We start from the raw sequence: 17,944 nt of genomic DNA, 5'->3' as shown, positions 1-17,944 counted from the left end.
GGTGGAAATATCCGCTTGGGCTATGTCCACTATCACGGTGAGCCCTATGCCAGTAATGACGCCGTACTGTCTCGCCTGGCGCAGAACCGGAGAAATGCCGCCGCTCTGGAAGCAACCATTGTGCGTAATGAGGCTGGCCAGGAATTCAGCATTGCTGAGCTGGCCGAGAAGACGACTGCCAATAAGACCATTCGTCGCGGCGAACTCATGCTGCGCATCAACGGTTTCGAGACCATCGCGAAGGAGTGCAAGGATCAAGGCCTGTTCCTCACATGGTCGTGCCCATCGCGCTTCCATGCGACGCTGCATACGGGCAAGCCGAATCCGAAGTATGACGGTTCGGACCCGCGCACCGCCAATAAGTACCTCGGCAAGATGACTGCGCTGGCGCGTTCGGCGCTGGCCCGTCGCGGTATCGGCCTGTACGGCTTCCGTATTGCCGAACCGCATCACGATGGTTGCCCGCACTGGCACATGCTGGTGTTCGTGCGCGCACTGCAGGATTACACCACGCCGCACGTCAAGGACGTGGCCAGCCGCGCTATCCGCGTCATGAAGAGATATGCCTGGCGTGTGGATCGCGGCGAGCCTGGCGCATTCAAGCGCCGCCTGGATGTGAAGCGTATCGACTGGGCGAAAGGTAGTGCTGCGGGCTACATCGCCAAATATGTGGCCAAGAACATCGATGGGGTGGCGGACCACAAGACCAAGGAAGGCTATCTCATCACCACCGATATGGCGGGTGATCGTGAGCTGACGCCCTCGGCCCGCGTGGAAGCCTGGGCGGCCCGCTGGGGGATTCGTCAGTTCCAGCAATGGGGTGGCGCACCAGTAAGCGTCTGGCGCGAGCTGCGCCGCGTTCCGGCAGACATGGTGCAAGAAGCACCACCGGCGATGGCTGCTGCCTGGGATGCGGTGCAGAAGGTCGAGGGCGAGAAGCGCGCGTGCTGGGCCAGCTATTTGCGCGCCCAAGGCGGTGCCATCGTGAAGCGCGACGATCTGATGGTCACGCTGGCGAAGGAAACCAAGACAGTCAGCGGTCGCTATGAAGAGTGCGAGCGCGTCATGCCTTATGGCGTCCAGTGTCGCCAGATGGTCGGTGTGGTTTTTAAATCCGTTCGGCACACATGGACGCCAGTTCAAGGACACGACGCCCGCGCTTCGGCGGGTTCGGGGTTCCCTTGGACTCGTGTAAATAACTGTACGCAGCCCGCTGGATCTGACTTTGCGGCCGATGCGTCGTTCGTGCCGAAGACCGCGCCCGTGCCGGTCAAGTTCATGCCGGACCAGGCCAAGCAGATCGAGCATGCCTGGCTGGCCCTGGGTGCATGCCCCTGGCCACGGCCGGTGGTGGACGACAGGCCGGCATGGCCAGCGCCGGACATGACGGCCGACGAACAGCGCCGTGCGCTCGCCGAGTGGGACGCCATCAAGGCATGCCCGTGGCCGCGCATGGCACCTGTGTCGGACAGCTCACCGCGTCACGGAACACCGTGCCAGGTCGCGGACTGGCGCGCCGGCCGGCTCGATGTCAGCGAACTTCCGATTGATCCCAACCCAACGAAAGGGAACGCCCCATGACCGCGTTTCGTGTCGTCGTGCGCACCGCCAGCGCACGCCATTCCTACACCGCCATCGCAGCACATAGCTGCGACGTGATCGCCGCCGCCGTCGATCGCTTTGGCGTGTGCTCTGTTACGGCCATCCAGGAGAACCAGAAGTGAACGCAACCACAATCACCAATCCCGCCGTGTCTTACCGCGCCGAAGGCTACGCCGCCAAGTATTTCGCCAAGCAGCCGAAACAGCGTGATTTCGTCATGCTGCCACCGCAGGCTCTGGACCGCATTACGTTCAATACACCCGATGACGGCGTGCTGGCAGGCTATCTATCGGTCATCCGTCAGCACCTGGGCAATGGCCAGAGATTCGCCTGGGTGGAGCTGGATAACGAGCTGGCAGGGCAATTCCGGGGCGTGCCGCTGGTGGACATCCTCACTTGCGATGATGCGGGAAGCCTGCGCCGTAATATGCCGAACCAAGAAGCCAGACGTCTGTGCCTGAGCGACTACAGCGAAAAGTTGAAATCAGAGCCTCTGTGGGCAGCTTCTACAGATACTGGCCGAGCAGTTAAACCCTAAGCTCCGAAGCAGAAACATGCCCTAGACAAAAATGCAGAAACCGAAAGACATAATCTACATCCGGCATTATGAAGACGACGATCTATACAAGCTCTAAACAACAATCCAATTTTGTTGGAAAGTTTCTGTGCAGCATTGATCACGCTAGTGACGAAATGCATCGTGAATACAATGCCGTGAACGGTTTCCTCTGCTGGAGAGCCTATCGAATCTCCATTTCACGTCTCAACAGATTGTTTCAAAAGCTGAGGGGCACTCTGCGCAACGAAGGTGTGATATGAAGGCACAAATGTTCTTAGTAATGAAATATGAGCGCATGACGATGACACTGGCAGAAGTCTGCGAGGAAATCAGCTTGGAGGTCGGCACCGCTCACAATAAAATCTCGGCAGGAACATTTCCAATCCCAACGCGTAAGGAGGGTAGGAACCGCGTGGCTGATGTACGTGACGTTGGCGACTACCTAGACAGGCAGCGCCAGGAAGCCAAGGAAGCGTATGAAATCCGGCATTGATGCCTTAATCCGCCTCAAACTGAAAGGCCTGAGCCCGGTGCAATACCGAACTCAGGCCTTCGCTGGCTAGCTTTTAAACCGTCCGAATTTACGGGTCAGTTCAAAATTCCGAGTAGCCCGTTCAACCCAGGCCGGAAATCACGGCAGTCGCGCAATGGCATTGAGTTGCGCCTGGGAGTAGCCGGAGATATCCAATCCGTTAGGGAAGTAATGTCGCAGCAAGCCATTGATGTTCTCGTTCGATCCGCGCTGCTATGGACTGCGTGGATCGCAGAAGTACACCTGGATGTTGATTTGCTCGCAGATTTGACCCTCTCAATTTGACCCACCTCCCATTGCCTGCTGAAGGTAGCCACTCGGTCAGCCATCCGCGAAATCAATCACCACACGCGAGGCCACCTGGCCATGTTCCAGCCGTTCGAAGACCTGATTGATGGCCGAAAGCGGCTGCAACTCGATATCTGCATTGACCTTACCAGTTGCGGCAAAAGCAAGCGCCTCATTCATGTCCTGGCGAGTTCCGACAAACGAACCGCGAATGGTGATGCAATTGGCCACCACATCGAACAGCGGTATCGGAAATTCTCCCGGCGGTAAGCCGACCAGTACGCAGGTTCCAAGCTTGCGCGTCATAGAAACACCCTGCGCGAAGGCGCTTAGCGATGGTGCAGTGACAAGCACACCATGCGCCCCCCCGCCGATTTCTTTCTTCAACACTACAGCCGGATCGCTGGCTTTGGCATTGATCAGCAAATCTGCTCCCAACTGCCTGGCGTGCTCCAGCTTGCCATCGTCGACATCAATCGCGCACACGTTGAGTCCCATGACTTTGGCGTATTGCACCGCCAAATGGCCCAGGCCCCCAGCGCCGGAGATGGCAATCCATTCACCGGGCTTGACCGAGGTCTCCTTGATGCCCTTGTAGGTAGTGACACCGGCACAGATGATCGGCGCCGCTTGCAGCGCACTGAGTCCTGCCGGAATGTGTGCGACATAGGCAGGATCAGCGAGAATGTATTCGGAAAATCCGCCGTTGACCGTGTAGCCACCGAATTGGGCCTGGCCACATACGGTCTCCCAGGCTTTCAGGCAATATTCACAATGGCCGCAAGCGGAAAACAACCAGGGCACACCGACGCGGTCACCCGCCTTCACCCTACTCACTCCGGCACCGACGGCTACAACCAAACCGATACCTTCATGTCCAGGTATGAATGGCAGTGTTGGCTTCAGAGGCCAATCTCCCTTAGCGGCATGCAGATCGGTGTGGCACACCCCACAGGCTTCCGTCTTGACAACAATCTGGCCTGCTGCCGGCGTGGGAATATCCCGCTCCCGTAGAACCAAAGGCTTTCGGAACTGCTCGACGACTGCGGCTTGCATTTTCAGTGCCATTATGAATTCCTTTGATTTTGAGAATTGAAGACGGGTGGAGCGAAAGATTTGAGCACGCTGCGGCCCAGCGGTGCACCCATTACATATGCCGTGTTTTTTAGGCCGTGCTAGCCAGGCCACGGATCGCCTCAATCATTTTTACCAGTACGGTTTGCGCGTCGCCATACACCATCTGGCAGTTGTCCCCGTAGAACAGGGGATTTTCAATACCAGCATAACCACGGCCTTCACCGCGCTTCACGATGTATATTTTCTTCGCCTGGTCGGCATTGAGGATGGGCATGCCGAAAATCGGTGATAACTTGTCGTTGCGTGCAGCAGGATTGACCACATCATTGGCGCCTATCACCATCACTGCATCGGTGTGGCTGAATTCTTCATTGATATCTTCAAGCTGATAGATCATGTCGTAAGGCACACTAGCCTCGGCCAGCAGTACATCCATTTGGCCCGGCATACGCCCCGCAACCGGATGCACCGCGAACTTCACAGTAACGCCGGCCACCTGCAACAATTTTACGAACTCATATAGCTTTTGTTGGCCGTGAGCGACGGCAAGCCCGTATCCTGGCACGATGATTACGCTACCGGCATAGCGCATGGAAATCCCGGCATCGCCAGCATCGACCGGCTTCAGTTCGCCTTTGATAGCACCCGGCCTGGTCTTCGCAACCGCACCGAAATTGGTGAACACCACATTACCGATCGATCGATTCATTGCCTTGGCCATCAGTTGAGTGAGCGATAAGCCGGCCGCGCCCACCACCATGCCAGCGATCATGAGCGCCGGATTTTGCAGAACGAGCCCCTCCAGGGCCACGGCCAGCCCCGTTAATGCGTTGTAAATGGAAATCACCACGGGCATATCGGCACCGCCAATAGGCAATGTCATCAGCACACCGAAGACCAGCGCAAAAGCAAAAAACAGGCAGACCAATAGCGGCGCCGGCTGTGGTGTACCGATCACCACTTGCGTCAGATAGACGATGAAGCCTCCGAGAATGATGGCAGCCAGCATGGCGGTACCGTTTAGGATTTGTTGCCCGCGAAACCTCAGGGGCTGCTTTATTACTCCTTCCAGCTTGGCCCACGCAACCAGCGATCCGGACAGCGATACAGATCCGATCAGCGCGCCGAGCAAGGTAATGCTGAGTGCTGGGATTCCGGTGGCGCGAGTACTGAACAGTTCCATCGCCGCGATCGCTGCTGCAGCCCCGCCGCCCATACCGTTATAGAGCGCAACCATCTGAGGCATGGATGTCATCGCTACACGTTTCCCGCTCAACCACGCCGTGCCGCCTCCCAATAGCAAGGCCGCGATTGCAAGTGCGATATTGAGCGGCAGATGCAGCTGTGCACTTGCATGGACACCGGCAATATAGAAGAAACCAACCACGACTGCGGCCAGCATGCCGCCACCTGCTAGCACAATCCCTGACGGTGCGGTGACGGGCGATGACATGCGTTTGAGACCATAGATCAGAAGAAACGCTGCAGCCAGATCCACGCCGCCAATTAGTAGTTGTGCAATCGAGTTGATCATGCTGGTTCCTCAGCCGGGTGTGGGCTTGGTCTGTGCGGCTTTCTTCGCGCGTCGTTTCGATGTTCTGGGATGCAGCGGTTTGGCTGGCCCCGGCTGAAACATCGCCAGCATGCGTTCGGTTACCGCGTAGCCGCCCGCCGCGTTGCCAGCGCCCAGCAGCACGGCGAAGAAACCGATGACCTGATCCAGTGTCGTGCCGGCATTGAGCAACGCATACAGTGCGCCAACGACTACAATGCCGTGCACGAAATTGGAGCCGGACATCAGCGGCGTGTGCAATATGGCCGGCACACGCGTGACCACCACCCAGCCGGTAACGCCGGCCAACATGAGGATATAGACGGCCGCATAGCCGTTAATGCTGAAGTCGGGATTCATTGTGCGCTCCTGATGATGTCGCTTTCCATGCTGTCGGCCGGTGCGTGGTTGGCCAGCACGATGCCGTTCTGCAGATTGCCGGAATGGGTTACCGCCGTTCTAGCCAGGACTTCGTCATCCCAATCGATAGTGACGACGTTATTTTTCAGCATCAAGGCCAGCAGGTTGTATTGGTTCCTGGCATACAGATCGCTAGCATCGCTGCTCAACAAAGAGGGAATATTTAGCGGTGCAACAATGGTGACAGCACCGATGTACGCGGTCTCACCAGGCCGCGTATCGAAGCAGTTGCCGCCGCCCTCGGCCGACATATCCACAATGACCGCCCCTCCTTTCATCCCTTTCAACTGTTCGGCGCTGATCAGCTTGGGAGAGGGCTTTCCGGGAATCGCCGCAGTAGTGATGATGAGATCGGCCTGCTGTATATGTCGCGTGAGGACGGCATCGATCTTCACCTGTTCGTCAGCACTCAAGGCACGGGCATAACCTCCCTCGCCACGTGCGTCAACTCCAGTGTCGATGAAGCTCGCGCCCAGCGAGAGTGCCTGTTCCTGGGTCTCAGGACGAACGTCATAGGCCTCGACGACCGCACCCAGGCGATGCGCGGTGGCGATCGCTTCCAGACCGGCTACCCCAAGTCCCATCACCAGTACCCGGGCAGGTCCCACTGGCCCGGCTGCGGTGGTGATCTTCGGCAGGATTCTGGCGAGATGCGTCGCCCCCAGCTGTACGCCGTAGTAGCCGGCCAGTGCAGACTGACTGGAGAGTGCATCCATCGCCTGTGCACGAGTGATGCGGGGAATGCGTTCCATCGCAAAGCAGGTGATCTTTTTATCCAGCAAGCATTGCATCAGGCTGGTCGCTATTTCCGGGTAGATGAACGATATGAGAATTGCCCCCTCCTGCATCGCATTGACCTGTTGTACCGAGGGAGGCTGAACGGCGAGCACGACATCGGCCCGCTCGAGCAGTTGAGCACAATCGGAAGTAAAGAGGACCTCCTCATAGGCGGCGTCGTGGTAGCCGGCGCTGACACCCGCATCAGTTTGCATGTGCAGCCTGGCGCCAAGCTTGATCAGTTTGGGCACAAGAGCCGGAACCAGCGCGACACGGCGTTCATGCGGTCGCATTTCCTTCAGGATGGCAATAGTGACGTACATGCTGATGGCCTATGCTGGGGCATCTATCGAAGCCGTGCGCACCAGTTTTTTGTTCACGAACTCCTGGATGCCCATGCTCGACAATTCACGCCCGTAGCCCGAATTCTTGATGCCGCCGAACGGCAAATCGGGCGTAGTCCAGGTGGGATGATTGATGAATACCATACCGGTATTGATGTGGCTGGCCAAACGCTTGCCGCGGTGTACGTCTCGGGTAAAGATGGAGCCGCCGAGGCCAAATTCGGAGTCGTTGGCCAGCGCAATTGCTTCGTTCTCATCCTTGACGCGGAAGAACAATGCCACCGGTCCGAAGAATTCATCCCTAAAGGCAGGATTGTCTGGGGTGATATGACTTAGAATTGTGGGTTCCATGAAAGCGCCCGGACGATTGAGGCGCTTGCCGCCCATCACCAGCTTTGCGCCTTTCTCAACCGCCTGCTTCACTTGGGCGAGCAACTTGATCAATGCTGCCTCGGTCGAGAGCGGCCCTAGCGTGGTTGCCACATCCATCGGATTGCCCGGTTTGAGCTTGGCAAGCGCAGTCTGGAACTTATCAAGAAATCGATCCGCCAGCTCCTCGACCACAATAAAGCGCTTGGCCGCAACACAGCACTGGCCGGTGTTGTTCATCTTGGCCCACACCGCCCATTCGACGGTCTTGTCGAGATCGGCATCCTCCAGCACGATAAAGGCGTCGCTACCACCCAATTCCATCGTCGATTTCTTCAGATTCAGACCCGCGCGCGCTGCCACAGCTTTGCCGGCCTCCACGCTGCCGGTCAGGGCAATACCTTTGATACGCGGGTCATCGATGACGCGGTTGACCTGGTCGTATGAAATGAGCAGGTTGGTGTAGGCCCCGGCAGGTGCACCGGCATCCAGCCATAACTTCTCAAAGGCGATAGCACATTGAGGCACACATCCCGCGTGCTTTACTATCACTACATTGCCGGCCATCAGATTGGGGGCTGCAAAACGCGCGAGCTGATAGTAAGGAAAATTCCAAGGTTCCACGCCAAACAGCACTCCAAAAGCTGCGTTCTGGATCTCTGCTTCGCCGGTTGTCGGATGCAGTGCTTCTGGTCCCAGGAAGGTCTCGGCATTCTTTGCGTAATAGTCGATGATGTCGGCGCTCAGTTCCACTTCGCCACGCGCCTGGGTGATCAGCTTTCCCATCTCAAGCGTGACGGGCCGCGCAAATTCCTCGCTGCGCTCTCGCATCAGCACCGCCGCCCTGGCAACGATCACGGCGCGCTCGCCGTAACTCTTTTTATTCCAGATTTCAAAGCAGGCAGCGGCCGTTGCAAGGGCAGATTCCAACTGCCCATCAGTCATTTCCTCAAACGTTTGTAGGACAGTGCCGTCATAAGGATTAACACTTTCGTAGCTCATGGCATATTCCTTGTTGATTAGAAGCGAATTGGCAGAGCAGCGATAGCCAAGAACGATCCACCTTCAAAACAGCGCTGAACCGTCGTCCTGAGGGATCAGGAAATTTTTCCCGTCAGAATCGGCTACTCATTGCTCATTAGCCTCGATGATGACTTTCAGTGACTTGGTTTCAGGGGCATGCGCAAAAGTCTCATAGGCCTCCAGAATCTCATCGAACTTAAAGCGATGCGTAATCAGTTGTAAGGCATCGATTTTTTTAGCAGCAAGGGATTTGAGCAGCATGGGCGTGCTAACGGTATCCACCAGCCGGGTGGTAATGGAAATATTGCGGTCCCAGAGCTTTTCCAGATGCAATTGGACCGGTACGCCATGCACACCAATATTGGCGATAGTTCCTCCCGCTGCCACGACTTGCTGACATAGATCGAACGTGGCCGGAATCCCAACGGCCTCAATCGCAGCATCGACGCCCTTTTCCTGCGTCATTTGCATGATCTTCTCGCGTACGGCCCCATCTGCGCTGTTGATAATGTCGGTTGCGCCAAATCGCTTTGCCACCTCCAGACGGCTCTGGTCCAGATCGATCATGATGATCTTCGCCGGCGAATAGAATTGCGCCGTCAGCAAAGTTGCCAAGCCGATCGGCCCGGCACCGACAATCGCTACGATCGAGCCCGGGGCCACTTTGCCATTGAGCACACCGCACTCGAATCCAGTGGGCAGGATATCGCTGAGCATAACCAACGCATCTTCATCGGCGCCAGCTGGTACTGGATACAGACTGGTATCTGCGTGTGGTATGCGCACATATTCAGCCTGCGTGCCATCAATCGTATTCCCAAGTATCCACCCGCCTGTGAGGCAATGTGAGTACATCCCGCGCCGGCAATACTCACATTTCCCGCATGAGGAAACACAGGAAATAAGTACGTGATCGCCTTTGTGAAACGCCGCTACGGCCGTTCCCACCGAATCGACGATGCCTACACCTTCATGTCCAAGGATGCGGCCTGGCTTACAGCTTGCCACGTGTCCCTTGAGAATATGGAGATCTGTACCGCAGATCGTAGTCTTCATGATCTTCACGATGGCATCGCTGGGCGCTGCAATGTCGGGCTTAGAACGGTCTTCAAGTGCCTTATTGTTGCTGCCTTTGTAGATTAAAGCCTTCATCGCACCCTCCTGCAGAGCTGAGAATCGGTCATTTGATGGATTCGATAATCCGGGAGACCAATTGTGTGCTCTGACGTCATCTGCCTTCTGTACGCTAACCCGCTTTGGCAGTATGAAAAATCCACCTTGGAACGCTTCTAGAGAATGCTTTGCGTCGATTGGGCTACTGTGCAAATTTCGGGCACATCCCGTTGAACGACTTAGTCTGTTCATACGCGATTTTGGTACCCGGACTGTCTCTCTTTTTCAATACAGAAGTAGTTCCTCTGCATGTCTCTTTAACTGCTACCGAAATTTCGAGACATCCGTCCCATGTTCGATATCCAACAGACTCTCACTAAAGACTTCTTTAAAGTCAGGAAGTCGATTGAAACATGCTCCGTGCAGCCGCGCCGATCGTGCTTCTGTTCGTATGCAGTCATTCACAATCAGGAGGTTAATTATGAAAAAGATCAACTTAGTCATGGAACTCGCTGTTATCGCCATGATGTTTACAACAGGTTCGATATCAGCCCAAACTGCCGGTAGCAGTACAACATTAGGCGTCAGCATTGTCGAATCCACACAAGTCGCATTGGGCTGGAGCGTCAAGAAATCGATCCTCGGGAAAGTGGTTTACACAGACACCGGTAAAAAGATTGGGAAGGTCGAAGATCTGATTATCGCGAAAGACCGACAGGTCTCCTATGTGATTATCGGGGCGGGAGGGTTCGTGGGTATTGGTACCCACAACGTCGCGATTCCTGTTGCGCAGATCGAATATCAGGGTGACAAGTTAATCATGCCTGGTGCCACACGTGATTTAGTCAAAGCACTCCCTCGTTTTGACTATGCAAGCAGTAGCTCAAGGCGCGATGAATTTATAGCAAAGACTGAGGCTGACCTCGCCAGCGCCAGAACGGAAATTGCGATGTTAAAAAATCGCACCGTCTCGGGAACGAACGAGGCCAAAACGGAGATGGAGATGAGGATCAACGCGTCCGAAAAAGCACTGAAGGACACCGAAGATAAATTGATCGAACTGAAGAATTCCAAGGCAGGTCGATGGATGGAGTTTGAAGCAGGAGTGAAAGGTGCGAATGAACGCTTGCAAAGGTCGCTATTAAAGGCATCTGTATGATCTCTACCGAGACCATCGCGACGTTTGAACTGCGCATCCATGAAGAAGAGCTGAGGCGCGATGCCTGGCGTGCGGCTGGCAATCTAGAGAAATATCTTGAAGCCTGTGGCACGGTGGATTGTCTTGAACGACAGCTGGAATTGAGATTCCAGAAACCATAGAAATACGCGCTCAACTATATCTTACGGTGCGTGCATAGTTGCTGCGCCACTTATTTGCTGATCGCTGGAACTAAATATCCGTTTATAGCTGTCTCATCGGACATGTTGATCGATGGCATTTGCCAAGATACTGGATCGCCCTTTTCGGAAAGTATTCAGCCGCCGTCAGCTTTAAACTTGGCTCACTCTGATGAGCTCGATCTTCATCAGGGCTATGAACGCTTGCCAACAAACCGATAACTCTTTCCTGTGCGAACAATCTGGACGAAGCCTTCTTCACCGAGGTGCATACCGGCGATAAGCAGTTGGTCCGCACTCACCATATCCAGCAAATGAACCCGGGTTGCCATCGCCAGATGCGGATCGAGGTCGAATGCAATGGAGACGTCGGGGCGAGCGATCTGTAGGTGAGGGAAATGCACGATATCGCCCCAGATCAACAGGCCCTGCCCATTTGAGTTGATGTGATAGCCGCAATGTCCGGCGGTATGTCCAGCCAGCGGCTGGGCGCTAATGCCGGGAAGGACCTCGCCGCCGGCGAAGGTGCGCAGCCTGTCCCGATACTTGACGAATACCCGGCGCGCGAAGATGAAATTTCCGCGCGCCCGCTCGCTGGCGCGGCAAAAATTGACGTCGTTCTCCCAGAAGTCCAGTTCCTGCCCCTGCATTACCAACTCCGCATCGGGAAAGGCGCGGTCTCCTGCGCTATCGAGCAGGCCACCAATGTGGTCGGGATGAGCATGGGTCAGAAGGACGGTATCGACGTCGGAAGGCAGCACTCCGGCCCGCTTGAGATTGTCCTGTAATCGGCCGCCCCATTGCTTGAAGCCACCGGCGCCGGCATCGACCAACACGGTTTGCGTCGGGCTGCGGATCAGATAGCAATTGATATGGATGGCAGAAGGGTCGCTCATTCCTGCTGCATGCTGGAGCCTGGTCGCCTCTGCGGGATCGATATTGGACAGCAGCTCCAGAGGTGCGCTGAGAAAACCATCACTGATGGCGGTGACGGAGAAATCACCGATTTGCTGACTGGGAAAAAGCATTTTCGTCTCGTTTGCTGTGGGTAGGAATCAATGCCTTGCGCTGATGGACTGCGCGGCATAGGCAAAACAGCGGATACGCGGCAGCAGTCCGGTATGGTCCTGGATGGCCTCGTCCAGCTGCTGCATGAAATCTTCCATGACGGCCGGCGTCCTGTTGGCCGATATCCGATAACGGACGTCGGCGAATGCAGGATGGCCTGTCCCATGATCGACCGCAACGTAGATGATGTGGATGTTCTCTGGCCGCGCCTCCAGAATCTTCGTGCAGAGCTGTGTGCAGCGCGCGGTGAGCCGATCCAGAGATTGCGCGGCGGGCATCTGGTCCTGGCGGATGAAGAAAGTGAGATTGGGCATCGTGTGCTAGCTCGCGCTGACAATGGCCGGCTCGCTACTGCTGCGCAGTTGCGCAGTCATCGGAGCATAGAGATGCAGTCCTTCGGCTAGGGTAATACCGTCGATATCGACGGGATCGGACAGGACTGCCATCCATCTCCATTCCGGGAATTTCTCCAAGGCGACGGCATGCAGGATCGATGGCGACAGCCCCATCGCCACCAAGGGATCGGGGCCACGCGCACTGAGCAGCAGGTACTCCCCGCTACGCACCGCAGGGGCCGTAGCCGATGTTTCATAGAGATTGCGATGCCAGTCGGTGATGTGTTGCTGCCATCGCGCGAAATTGCCACCGCCTTTTCGCCGGTATTCGTCAGAGAGAAGCACGTCGTGATGGTCAATGGTATGCAGCGCGAGATAGACCGGGCAGCCTTCCCTCAAAGCCTTGAATCGCTGCGAAGTGTGAAAGCCGCGCACGGAGATGAGGGCAGGCAACTTTTCCAGGCTGTAGAAATCGTTCCATTCTGTTTCGCAGACAGGGTCGGCGAAGCTGCATTCGACGGTATAGATCATAATGATGACGCTCCATGGTCACCTTGGCGGTGGCCTGCTTGATTGAGGAGTTGTCATGATAGGCAGCCAATCCCGGCCAATAAATCGAAAATTAGGCAAGCTTCACTGACGCAAGGTAAAGCTCACGTCATCAACCCGGTTAAGGAATACGATGCGGCGTAAGATTCCCAGCAACAGCTCACTGATGGCATTCGAGGCCGCGGCGCGTCACGGCAGCTTTGCACGTGCCGCCGAAGAACTGGCCTTGACCGAAGGCGCCATCAGTCGGCAGATTGGCCGCCTGGAGGGATTTCTGGGAGTGACACTGTTCGAGCGGATCGGCAACCGCGTGCGCTTGCTGCCGCATGGCCAACGTTATGCCAGCCACGTCCGGGAAACGCTGGAGCGCCTGGACCGAGACAGCCAGCATCTGATATCCCAGCCTCCCAACGGAGCCAGCCTGGATATCGCGGTCAGCCCTACGTTTGCGATGCGCTGGCTGATCCCCCGCCTGCCGAGCTTTGCTGCCCTGCATCCTCACATCACGGTGCATCTCTCTGAACGCATGGAGCCGTTCCTGCTGCCTGGTAGTGGCCTGGATGCGGCGATTCATTTCTTACATCCGGCCTGGACCGGAATGCACACCTATCGTCTGCTCGATGAGGTGCTGGTACCGGTATGTCATCCTGCATTCCTGGAGGGAGCGACAGGGCCCCCTGCCTTGGACACGCTGCCTCGCCTGCATCGACGTCAGAATCACGACGCCTGGAGCCTCTATGCCGCGCAGACCGGGATTAGCCTGAGCCATTCTGCGCAAGGGCCGCGCTATGACTTGCATGGAATGCTGATCGAGGCTGCATTGGCCGGCCTCGGCGTCGCGCTGGTGCCGCGTCTGTATGTGGAAGCCGAGCTGGCACAAGGTCGCCTGGTCGCACCGTGGCCGCAGGACAGTAGCATTTCCAAGACATTTTGCCTTGTGCTCCCTGAGCCGTTGCAACTTGGCAGTGAGCCTCTCAAGGGGTTCGCACAATGGATTCTTGAAGAATCGAGGCCGTTGGCCGGACTTGAATGAGCGAATGGCCGCCTTTCGTATGACCACGTGGCTCCCTCCGGAAGGCAATGAAAGATGGTCAGGTGGAGCGACTCATCCTGCGAGCGAATCATGAATGGCTATGGCCCCCGGATGATACTGTTCATCGGCGCGGAAAACGCGCGTGAGATGGCTTGGGCCAGCGCAGCCGAAATCATGAAGTAAGCGGGCAGGAGCACCATCTTTCCTCCTCCTGATCCTGCCTCTTCATGCGCGATTTCCCGCGCGAGGTGAATGCCGGGATGGTCGATTCGTTCCCCATCCAGCGCGTGCGCAAGAAACTGCGTTTGGGACAGCACGAGGCAGGCAAGGTCTTCGGCGGTGGCATCAATGCGTTTTCGCGCTATGAGACGGGCCAGGTCAAGCCGCCTGTCTCTCTGGTGAAGCTGCTAGGCCTGCTCGACCGCCATCCAGAGTTGCTGGACGAGGTTCGGACGCAGCAGGTGGCAAGCCTAGGCAGGTGAGCGGCGCCATGTGAGACCATTCTGCCGTAGGCATTGGTGAGCGCATCCGAGAAGCGAGGCAGGCGCGCAGGCTCTCTTAAGAAGCGCTGGCGCTAGAGATCGATGTCACTCATAGTGCCGTCTGCATGTACGAACGTGGGGCCATTTTGCCGTCGGTAGAGCCGTTGCTGCCTGAATCGAGTTCAGATTGCTGGAGGCAATCCTTATTATCCAACATCGAATCCTCTACAGCGATAGCATCAAACTGACTTCGGCATAGTCGAGATGTCGCTTATCGGCCAGAAGCGCATTTCTGACGTTTATCGCCGTCTAGGTAGCCGCCGCCCTGTCCAGCTCGTTCCAGTTTGACTTGCCAACTCAACCCGAACTGTGTGCCCACGTGCCTTCCAAATATGCAAATTCCGCGCGTAGTGGACAAAATTTGGACAAAAAATACTACCAACCCATTACCTATAGGACATCCAGACCTAATTCGCTCCAGTCCATCATCGGGGCGACGCTCAGGGTGCGCGGAGGCAGGTCTTTCTTCATGGGCTGACGAAATGCATCAATCAAGGTTCGTTTGCGCCTTCGGGCGCGGGGGCGACGATGGGATAGCCACACTCGCCGCAATCATCGCAATGGTACTTCGGCGCCGTCCCGAGGGTCTTTCCAGCTTACGCCAGCAATGGCTAGCAATGGCAGATAGCAGCGACAAATAGAAAGCCCGCAAGGCTTGCGCGTTGCGGGCTGGTGTCCCCTCTATCCTCTTCGAGATAGGATTTTTCGTACAGCGGACTCGATTCTGCACCACAAACCGGCAGTCGTCATTTCGCAATGCACAAAAACAGCGCAACAAAATCTATTTTGGACAAATGTTCATCTCTACTGACAAAGAGATGAAGACAAATCCGGCGCCGAAACACCGCTGGGAAGCCCGGAAAGCGCCTCATCGGTTGGTCCGGCGAAATCGGCAAAAAAAAAGCCCACAACCGAAGTTGCGGGCTTGAATCCAATTCTTTAGGAGGAAATTGGAGGAGACAGGTGTAACTATATGGCAGTGCATCATGGCTGTCTGCTTTATTGTGCTGATATCAGTTATTCACAAACCACATATCAACACAACCTTTCTCACTCCGGCGGCCGTTACCGGCCACCCCGCTCCCTTAGACCGATTCTTCGCGCGATGCCTTCTTGCGCTCGTGTTCCTTCAGGTGACGCTTGCGCAGGCGGATGCTCTTCGGGGTGACTTCGACCAGCTCGTCGTCCTCGATGAATTCCACCGCGTATTCCAGCGACAGCTCGATGGGCGGCACCAGGCGCACGGCTTCGTCGGTACCGGAAGCGCGCACGTTGGTCAGCTGCTTGCCCTTGATGGGGTTGACCACCAGGTCGTTGTCGCGCGAGTGGATGCCGATGATCATACCTTCATACACCGGGTCGTTGTGGCTGACGAACATGCGGCCACGATCCTGCAGCTTCCACAGTGCGTAGGCCACGGCGGCGCCGTCGTCCTGGGAGATCAGCACACCGTTGCGACGGCCGGCCAGTTCACCCTTGGTGGTGTCAACCGGCTTGTAGTCGTCGAACACGTGGCTCATCAGACCGGTACCGCGGGTCAGGGTCATGAATTCACCCTGGAAGCCGATCAGGCCACGCGCCGGGATGTGGTATTCCAGGCGTACACGGCCCTTGCCGTCCGGTTCCATGTTCTGCAGGTCGCCACGACGGCGGCCCAGTTCTTCCATCACGCCACCCTGGTGGGTTTCTTCGACATCGACGGTCAGGTTTTCGTACGGTTCTTCACGAACGCCATCCACCATGCGGAACACCACGCGCGGACGCGAGACGGCCAGTTCGAAGCCTTCGCGGCGCATGTTTTCGATCAGGATGGTCAGGTGCAATTCGCCACGGCCCGACACTTCGTAGGTCGAGTCGTCGTTCTCGGCCTGCACCACGCGCAGGGCCATGTTGGACTTCAGTTCCTTTTCCAGGCGATCGCGGATCTGGCGGGTGGTGACGAACTTGCCTTCGCGGCCAGCCAGCGGCGAGGTGTTGACCATGAAGTTCATGGTCAGGGTCGGTTCGTCGACCTTCAGCATCGGCAGGCCATTGGGCGCATCCGGCGAGCAGATGGTGGAGCCGATGCCGATTTCCTCGATACCGTTGATCAGCACGATGTCGCCGGCCAGGGCTTCGTCCACCAGCACGCGCTCCAGACCCTTGAAGGTCAGCACCTGGTTGATGCGGGCCTTGGTGGGCTTGTCTTCGGGACCGTTCATCCAGACCACGTCCTGACCGCCCTTGACGCGACCGGCCAGGATACGGCCGACGCCGATCTTGCCGACGTAGGAGGAGTATTCCAGCGAGGTGATCTGCAGTTGCAGCGGCGCGTCCGGGTCATCCTTGCGAGCCGGGACGTACTTCAGGATGGCGTCGAACAGCGGCTCCATGCTGCCGCCGCGCGCTTCCGGGTCCAGGCTGGCGTAGCCGTTCAGGCCCGAGGCGTAGATCACGGGGAAGTCCAGCTGTTCTTCGGTCGCACCCAGCTTGTCGAACAGTTCGAAGGTGGCGTTGATGGCCCACTCGGCGCGTGCGCCCGGGCGGTCGATCTTGTTCAGGACCACGATCGGCTTCAGGCCCAGGGCCAGCGCCTTGCGGGTCACGAAACGGGTCTGCGGCATCGGGCCTTCCTGGGCATCCACCAGCAGCAGCACCGAGTCGACCATCGACAGCACGCGCTCGACCTCACCGCCGAAGTCGGCGTGGCCCGGGGTATCGACGATGTTGATGTGGGTGCCCTTGTACTCCACCGCGCAGTTCTTCGACAGGATGGTGATGCCGCGTTCCTTTTCGATGTCGTTGGAGTCCATCACGCGGTTGTCCACTTGCTGGTTGTCGCGGAAGGTACCGGACTGGCGCAGCAGCTGGTCCACCAGGGTGGTCTTGCCGTGGTCAACGTGGGCGATGATGGCGATGTTGCGAATTGCGCGGATATTGTTTGACATGGTGACTGTGGTTGGAATGCCGATTCTTGGGAGGCGCGCATTATAGCATGTTGCGACGCATGAACTTTGAAAAAACCTGTGTTTTCAACGGCTTGCCGGCGCCCGGAGCATCCCCCGGGAAGACCTGCTGCAAGCCGCTTTGCTGCTGTTTTGTGCTGCTTTCGTGCTGGGTCTGGCTGATTTCTAGGAGGCCGTGGACACCAGCCGTTCCGGCGCCAGGATGGCGTATTCCTGCAACAACCCGGTGCCCAGCAAGGCGCCATCCGAACTGCGATAGACCCGCACCCGGCCGGTCTGCTCCGGTACGGGCACACCCTCCTTGCCCAGCGGCAGGCGCTGGCCGTGCAGGAAGCGGCGCGCCAGCTCATCCGTCAGTTGCACTGCCGGGAAGCTGCGCAGCAGGCCATCGACGGGCAACAGCATGGCCTTGCGGGAGTCGACGTCACCGGAGGCGTCGAACTGTTCCAGCGTGACCGCACCCTCCAGCGTCAGCGGG

At 57.1% G+C, this 17,944-nt stretch carries 18 protein-coding genes and 2 pseudogenes; 8 read left to right on the top strand and 12 right to left on the bottom strand.

Features of this window, described 5'->3' with window-relative positions:
* The 4 genes from HFRIS_RS23570 to HFRIS_RS23560 all read left to right on the top strand — a co-directional run.
* The coding region (locus HFRIS_RS23570) for a replication endonuclease (protein WP_006465536.1) at window positions 1-1,581 on the top strand (1,581 nt) is incomplete at its 5' end.
* Window positions 1,578-1,724 (top strand): hypothetical protein, encoded by a 147-nt coding sequence (locus HFRIS_RS25640; RefSeq protein WP_008331387.1) that lies wholly within the window; start codon window positions 1,578-1,580, stop codon window positions 1,722-1,724. The genes HFRIS_RS23570 and HFRIS_RS25640, both read left to right, overlap by 4 nt.
* A complete protein-coding gene (locus HFRIS_RS23565) occupies window positions 1,721-2,140 on the top strand; it encodes a hypothetical protein (protein ID WP_006465535.1) in 420 nt (139 codons plus the stop codon). The genes HFRIS_RS25640 and HFRIS_RS23565 overlap by 4 nt, the downstream gene beginning before the upstream one ends.
* Window positions 2,141-2,417: 277 nt before the next feature.
* On the top strand, window positions 2,418-2,654 hold the full coding sequence (locus HFRIS_RS23560; protein ID WP_006465534.1) for a hypothetical protein: 237 nt from the start codon (window positions 2,418-2,420) through the stop codon (window positions 2,652-2,654).
* A 150-nt stretch (window positions 2,655-2,804) separates the two neighbouring features.
* On the opposite strand, the pseudogene HFRIS_RS25385 reads toward HFRIS_RS23560, so the two are convergent.
* The 7 genes and pseudogenes from HFRIS_RS25385 to HFRIS_RS23530 form a co-directional block, all read right to left on the bottom strand.
* Window positions 2,805-2,936, bottom strand: a pseudogene (locus tag HFRIS_RS25385) (IS30 family transposase); the annotation flags it as partial.
* Between the two features lie 78 nt (window positions 2,937-3,014).
* Window positions 3,015-4,049 carry an alcohol dehydrogenase AdhP gene (gene adhP / locus HFRIS_RS23555; RefSeq protein ID WP_006465533.1) on the bottom strand — a complete coding sequence of 345 codons (1,035 nt, stop codon included), beginning with the start codon at window positions 4,047-4,049 and terminating at the stop codon, window positions 3,015-3,017.
* A gap of 97 nt (window positions 4,050-4,146) precedes the next feature.
* Window positions 4,147-5,592 carry an NAD(P)(+) transhydrogenase (Re/Si-specific) subunit beta gene (locus HFRIS_RS23550; protein ID WP_006465532.1) on the bottom strand — a complete coding sequence of 482 codons (1,446 nt, stop codon included), beginning with the start codon at window positions 5,590-5,592 and terminating at the stop codon, window positions 4,147-4,149.
* Window positions 5,593-5,601: 9 nt separating this feature from the next.
* A complete protein-coding gene (locus HFRIS_RS23545; protein ID WP_006465531.1) occupies window positions 5,602-5,970 on the bottom strand; it encodes an NAD(P) transhydrogenase subunit alpha part 2 in 369 nt (122 codons plus the stop codon).
* Window positions 5,967-7,130 carry an NAD(P) transhydrogenase subunit alpha gene (locus HFRIS_RS23540; protein WP_006465530.1) on the bottom strand — a complete coding sequence of 388 codons (1,164 nt, stop codon included), beginning with the start codon at window positions 7,128-7,130 and terminating at the stop codon, window positions 5,967-5,969. Before HFRIS_RS23540 ends, HFRIS_RS23545 begins: the two co-directional genes overlap by 4 nt.
* A 9-nt stretch (window positions 7,131-7,139) precedes the next feature.
* Window positions 7,140-8,522: an NAD-dependent succinate-semialdehyde dehydrogenase gene (locus HFRIS_RS23535; RefSeq protein ID WP_006465529.1), complete on the bottom strand. Its 1,383-nt coding sequence runs from the start codon at window positions 8,520-8,522 to the stop codon at window positions 7,140-7,142.
* Between the two features lie 126 nt (window positions 8,523-8,648).
* Window positions 8,649-9,695 (bottom strand): zinc-dependent alcohol dehydrogenase family protein, encoded by a 1,047-nt coding sequence (locus HFRIS_RS23530; protein ID WP_006465528.1) that lies wholly within the window; start codon window positions 9,693-9,695, stop codon window positions 8,649-8,651.
* Window positions 9,696-10,137: 442 nt separating this feature from the next.
* Here HFRIS_RS23530 and HFRIS_RS25100 point away from each other — a divergent pair, with 442 nt between their 5' ends.
* Both HFRIS_RS25100 and HFRIS_RS25505 read left to right on the top strand, forming a co-directional pair.
* Entirely contained in the window at window positions 10,138-10,815 is a 678-nt protein-coding gene (locus HFRIS_RS25100; RefSeq protein ID WP_006465527.1) for a PRC-barrel domain-containing protein, read from the top strand.
* Entirely contained in the window at window positions 10,812-10,976 is a 165-nt protein-coding gene (locus tag HFRIS_RS25505) for a hypothetical protein (protein ID WP_158601271.1), read from the top strand. Before HFRIS_RS25100 ends, HFRIS_RS25505 begins: the two co-directional genes overlap by 4 nt.
* 212 nt (window positions 10,977-11,188) lie before the next feature.
* Here HFRIS_RS25505 and HFRIS_RS23520 read toward each other — a convergent pair whose 3' ends face one another.
* Genes HFRIS_RS23520 through HFRIS_RS23510 form a run of 3 tightly spaced genes read right to left on the bottom strand, consistent with a single transcriptional unit; the run spans window position 11,189 to window position 12,928 of the window.
* Window positions 11,189-12,022: an MBL fold metallo-hydrolase gene (locus tag HFRIS_RS23520; RefSeq protein ID WP_006465526.1), complete on the bottom strand. Its 834-nt coding sequence runs from the start codon at window positions 12,020-12,022 to the stop codon at window positions 11,189-11,191.
* A 27-nt stretch (window positions 12,023-12,049) separates the two neighbouring features.
* Window positions 12,050-12,376 carry a hypothetical protein gene (locus HFRIS_RS23515; RefSeq protein ID WP_006465525.1) on the bottom strand — a complete coding sequence of 109 codons (327 nt, stop codon included), beginning with the start codon at window positions 12,374-12,376 and terminating at the stop codon, window positions 12,050-12,052.
* A gap of 6 nt (window positions 12,377-12,382) precedes the next feature.
* Window positions 12,383-12,928 (bottom strand): hypothetical protein, encoded by a 546-nt coding sequence (locus HFRIS_RS23510; RefSeq protein ID WP_006465524.1) that lies wholly within the window; start codon window positions 12,926-12,928, stop codon window positions 12,383-12,385.
* Window positions 12,929-13,079: 151 nt separating this feature from the next.
* Here HFRIS_RS23510 and HFRIS_RS23505 point away from each other — a divergent pair, with 151 nt between their 5' ends.
* Together HFRIS_RS23505 and HFRIS_RS23500 are read left to right on the top strand one after the other, a co-directional pair.
* Window positions 13,080-13,979, top strand: a complete 900-nt coding sequence (locus HFRIS_RS23505; RefSeq protein WP_006465523.1) for a LysR substrate-binding domain-containing protein — start codon at window positions 13,080-13,082, stop codon at window positions 13,977-13,979.
* A 236-nt stretch (window positions 13,980-14,215) separates the two neighbouring features.
* Window positions 14,216-14,461, top strand: a pseudogene (locus tag HFRIS_RS23500) (type II TA system antitoxin MqsA family protein); the annotation flags it as partial.
* A 1,145-nt stretch (window positions 14,462-15,606) separates the two neighbouring features.
* Here HFRIS_RS23500 and typA read toward each other — a convergent pair.
* Window positions 15,607-17,448, bottom strand: coding sequence for a translational GTPase TypA (gene typA / locus HFRIS_RS23495; protein ID WP_006465521.1), 1,842 nt, complete (start codon window positions 17,446-17,448; stop codon window positions 15,607-15,609).
* A 183-nt stretch (window positions 17,449-17,631) separates the two neighbouring features.
* A partial coding sequence (locus HFRIS_RS23490; protein ID WP_006465520.1) for a tRNA pseudouridine(55) synthase TruB occupies window positions 17,632-17,944 on the bottom strand: 313 nt, incomplete at its 5' end.

It is taken from the genome of Herbaspirillum frisingense GSF30, assembly GCF_000300975.2.
GTDB classification, from domain to species: domain Bacteria; phylum Pseudomonadota; class Gammaproteobacteria; order Burkholderiales; family Burkholderiaceae_D; genus Herbaspirillum; species Herbaspirillum frisingense.
This window is presented reverse-complemented; position numbering and strand designations above follow the sequence as displayed.

Excerpts from the sequence above, each read along its gene's own strand:
- HFRIS_RS25100 (WP_006465527.1), top strand. The coding sequence starts at position 10,138 with ATGAAAAAGATCAACTTAGTCATGGAACTCGCTGTTATCGCCATGATG.
- HFRIS_RS23505 (WP_006465523.1), top strand. The coding sequence starts at position 13,080 with ATGCGGCGTAAGATTCCCAGCAACAGCTCACTGATGGCATTCGAGGCC.
- HFRIS_RS23540 (WP_006465530.1), bottom strand. The coding sequence starts at position 7,130 with ATGTACGTCACTATTGCCATCCTGAAGGAAATGCGACCGCATGAACGC.
- typA (WP_006465521.1), bottom strand. The coding sequence starts at position 17,448 with ATGTCAAACAATATCCGCGCAATTCGCAACATCGCCATCATCGCCCAC.
- HFRIS_RS23560 (WP_006465534.1), top strand. The coding sequence starts at position 2,418 with ATGAAGGCACAAATGTTCTTAGTAATGAAATATGAGCGCATGACGATG.
- HFRIS_RS23515 (WP_006465525.1), bottom strand. The coding sequence starts at position 12,376 with ATGCCCAATCTCACTTTCTTCATCCGCCAGGACCAGATGCCCGCCGCG.
- HFRIS_RS25505 (WP_158601271.1), top strand. The coding sequence starts at position 10,812 with ATGATCTCTACCGAGACCATCGCGACGTTTGAACTGCGCATCCATGAA.
- HFRIS_RS23535 (WP_006465529.1), bottom strand. The coding sequence starts at position 8,522 with ATGAGCTACGAAAGTGTTAATCCTTATGACGGCACTGTCCTACAAACG.
- HFRIS_RS23545 (WP_006465531.1), bottom strand. The coding sequence starts at position 5,970 with ATGAATCCCGACTTCAGCATTAACGGCTATGCGGCCGTCTATATCCTC.
- HFRIS_RS23520 (WP_006465526.1), bottom strand. The coding sequence starts at position 12,022 with ATGCTTTTTCCCAGTCAGCAAATCGGTGATTTCTCCGTCACCGCCATC.
- HFRIS_RS25640 (WP_008331387.1), top strand. The coding sequence starts at position 1,578 with ATGACCGCGTTTCGTGTCGTCGTGCGCACCGCCAGCGCACGCCATTCC.
- adhP (WP_006465533.1), bottom strand. The coding sequence starts at position 4,049 with ATGGCACTGAAAATGCAAGCCGCAGTCGTCGAGCAGTTCCGAAAGCCT.
- HFRIS_RS23530 (WP_006465528.1), bottom strand. The coding sequence starts at position 9,695 with ATGAAGGCTTTAATCTACAAAGGCAGCAACAATAAGGCACTTGAAGAC.
- HFRIS_RS23510 (WP_006465524.1), bottom strand. The coding sequence starts at position 12,928 with ATGATCTATACCGTCGAATGCAGCTTCGCCGACCCTGTCTGCGAAACA.
- HFRIS_RS23550 (WP_006465532.1), bottom strand. The coding sequence starts at position 5,592 with ATGATCAACTCGATTGCACAACTACTAATTGGCGGCGTGGATCTGGCT.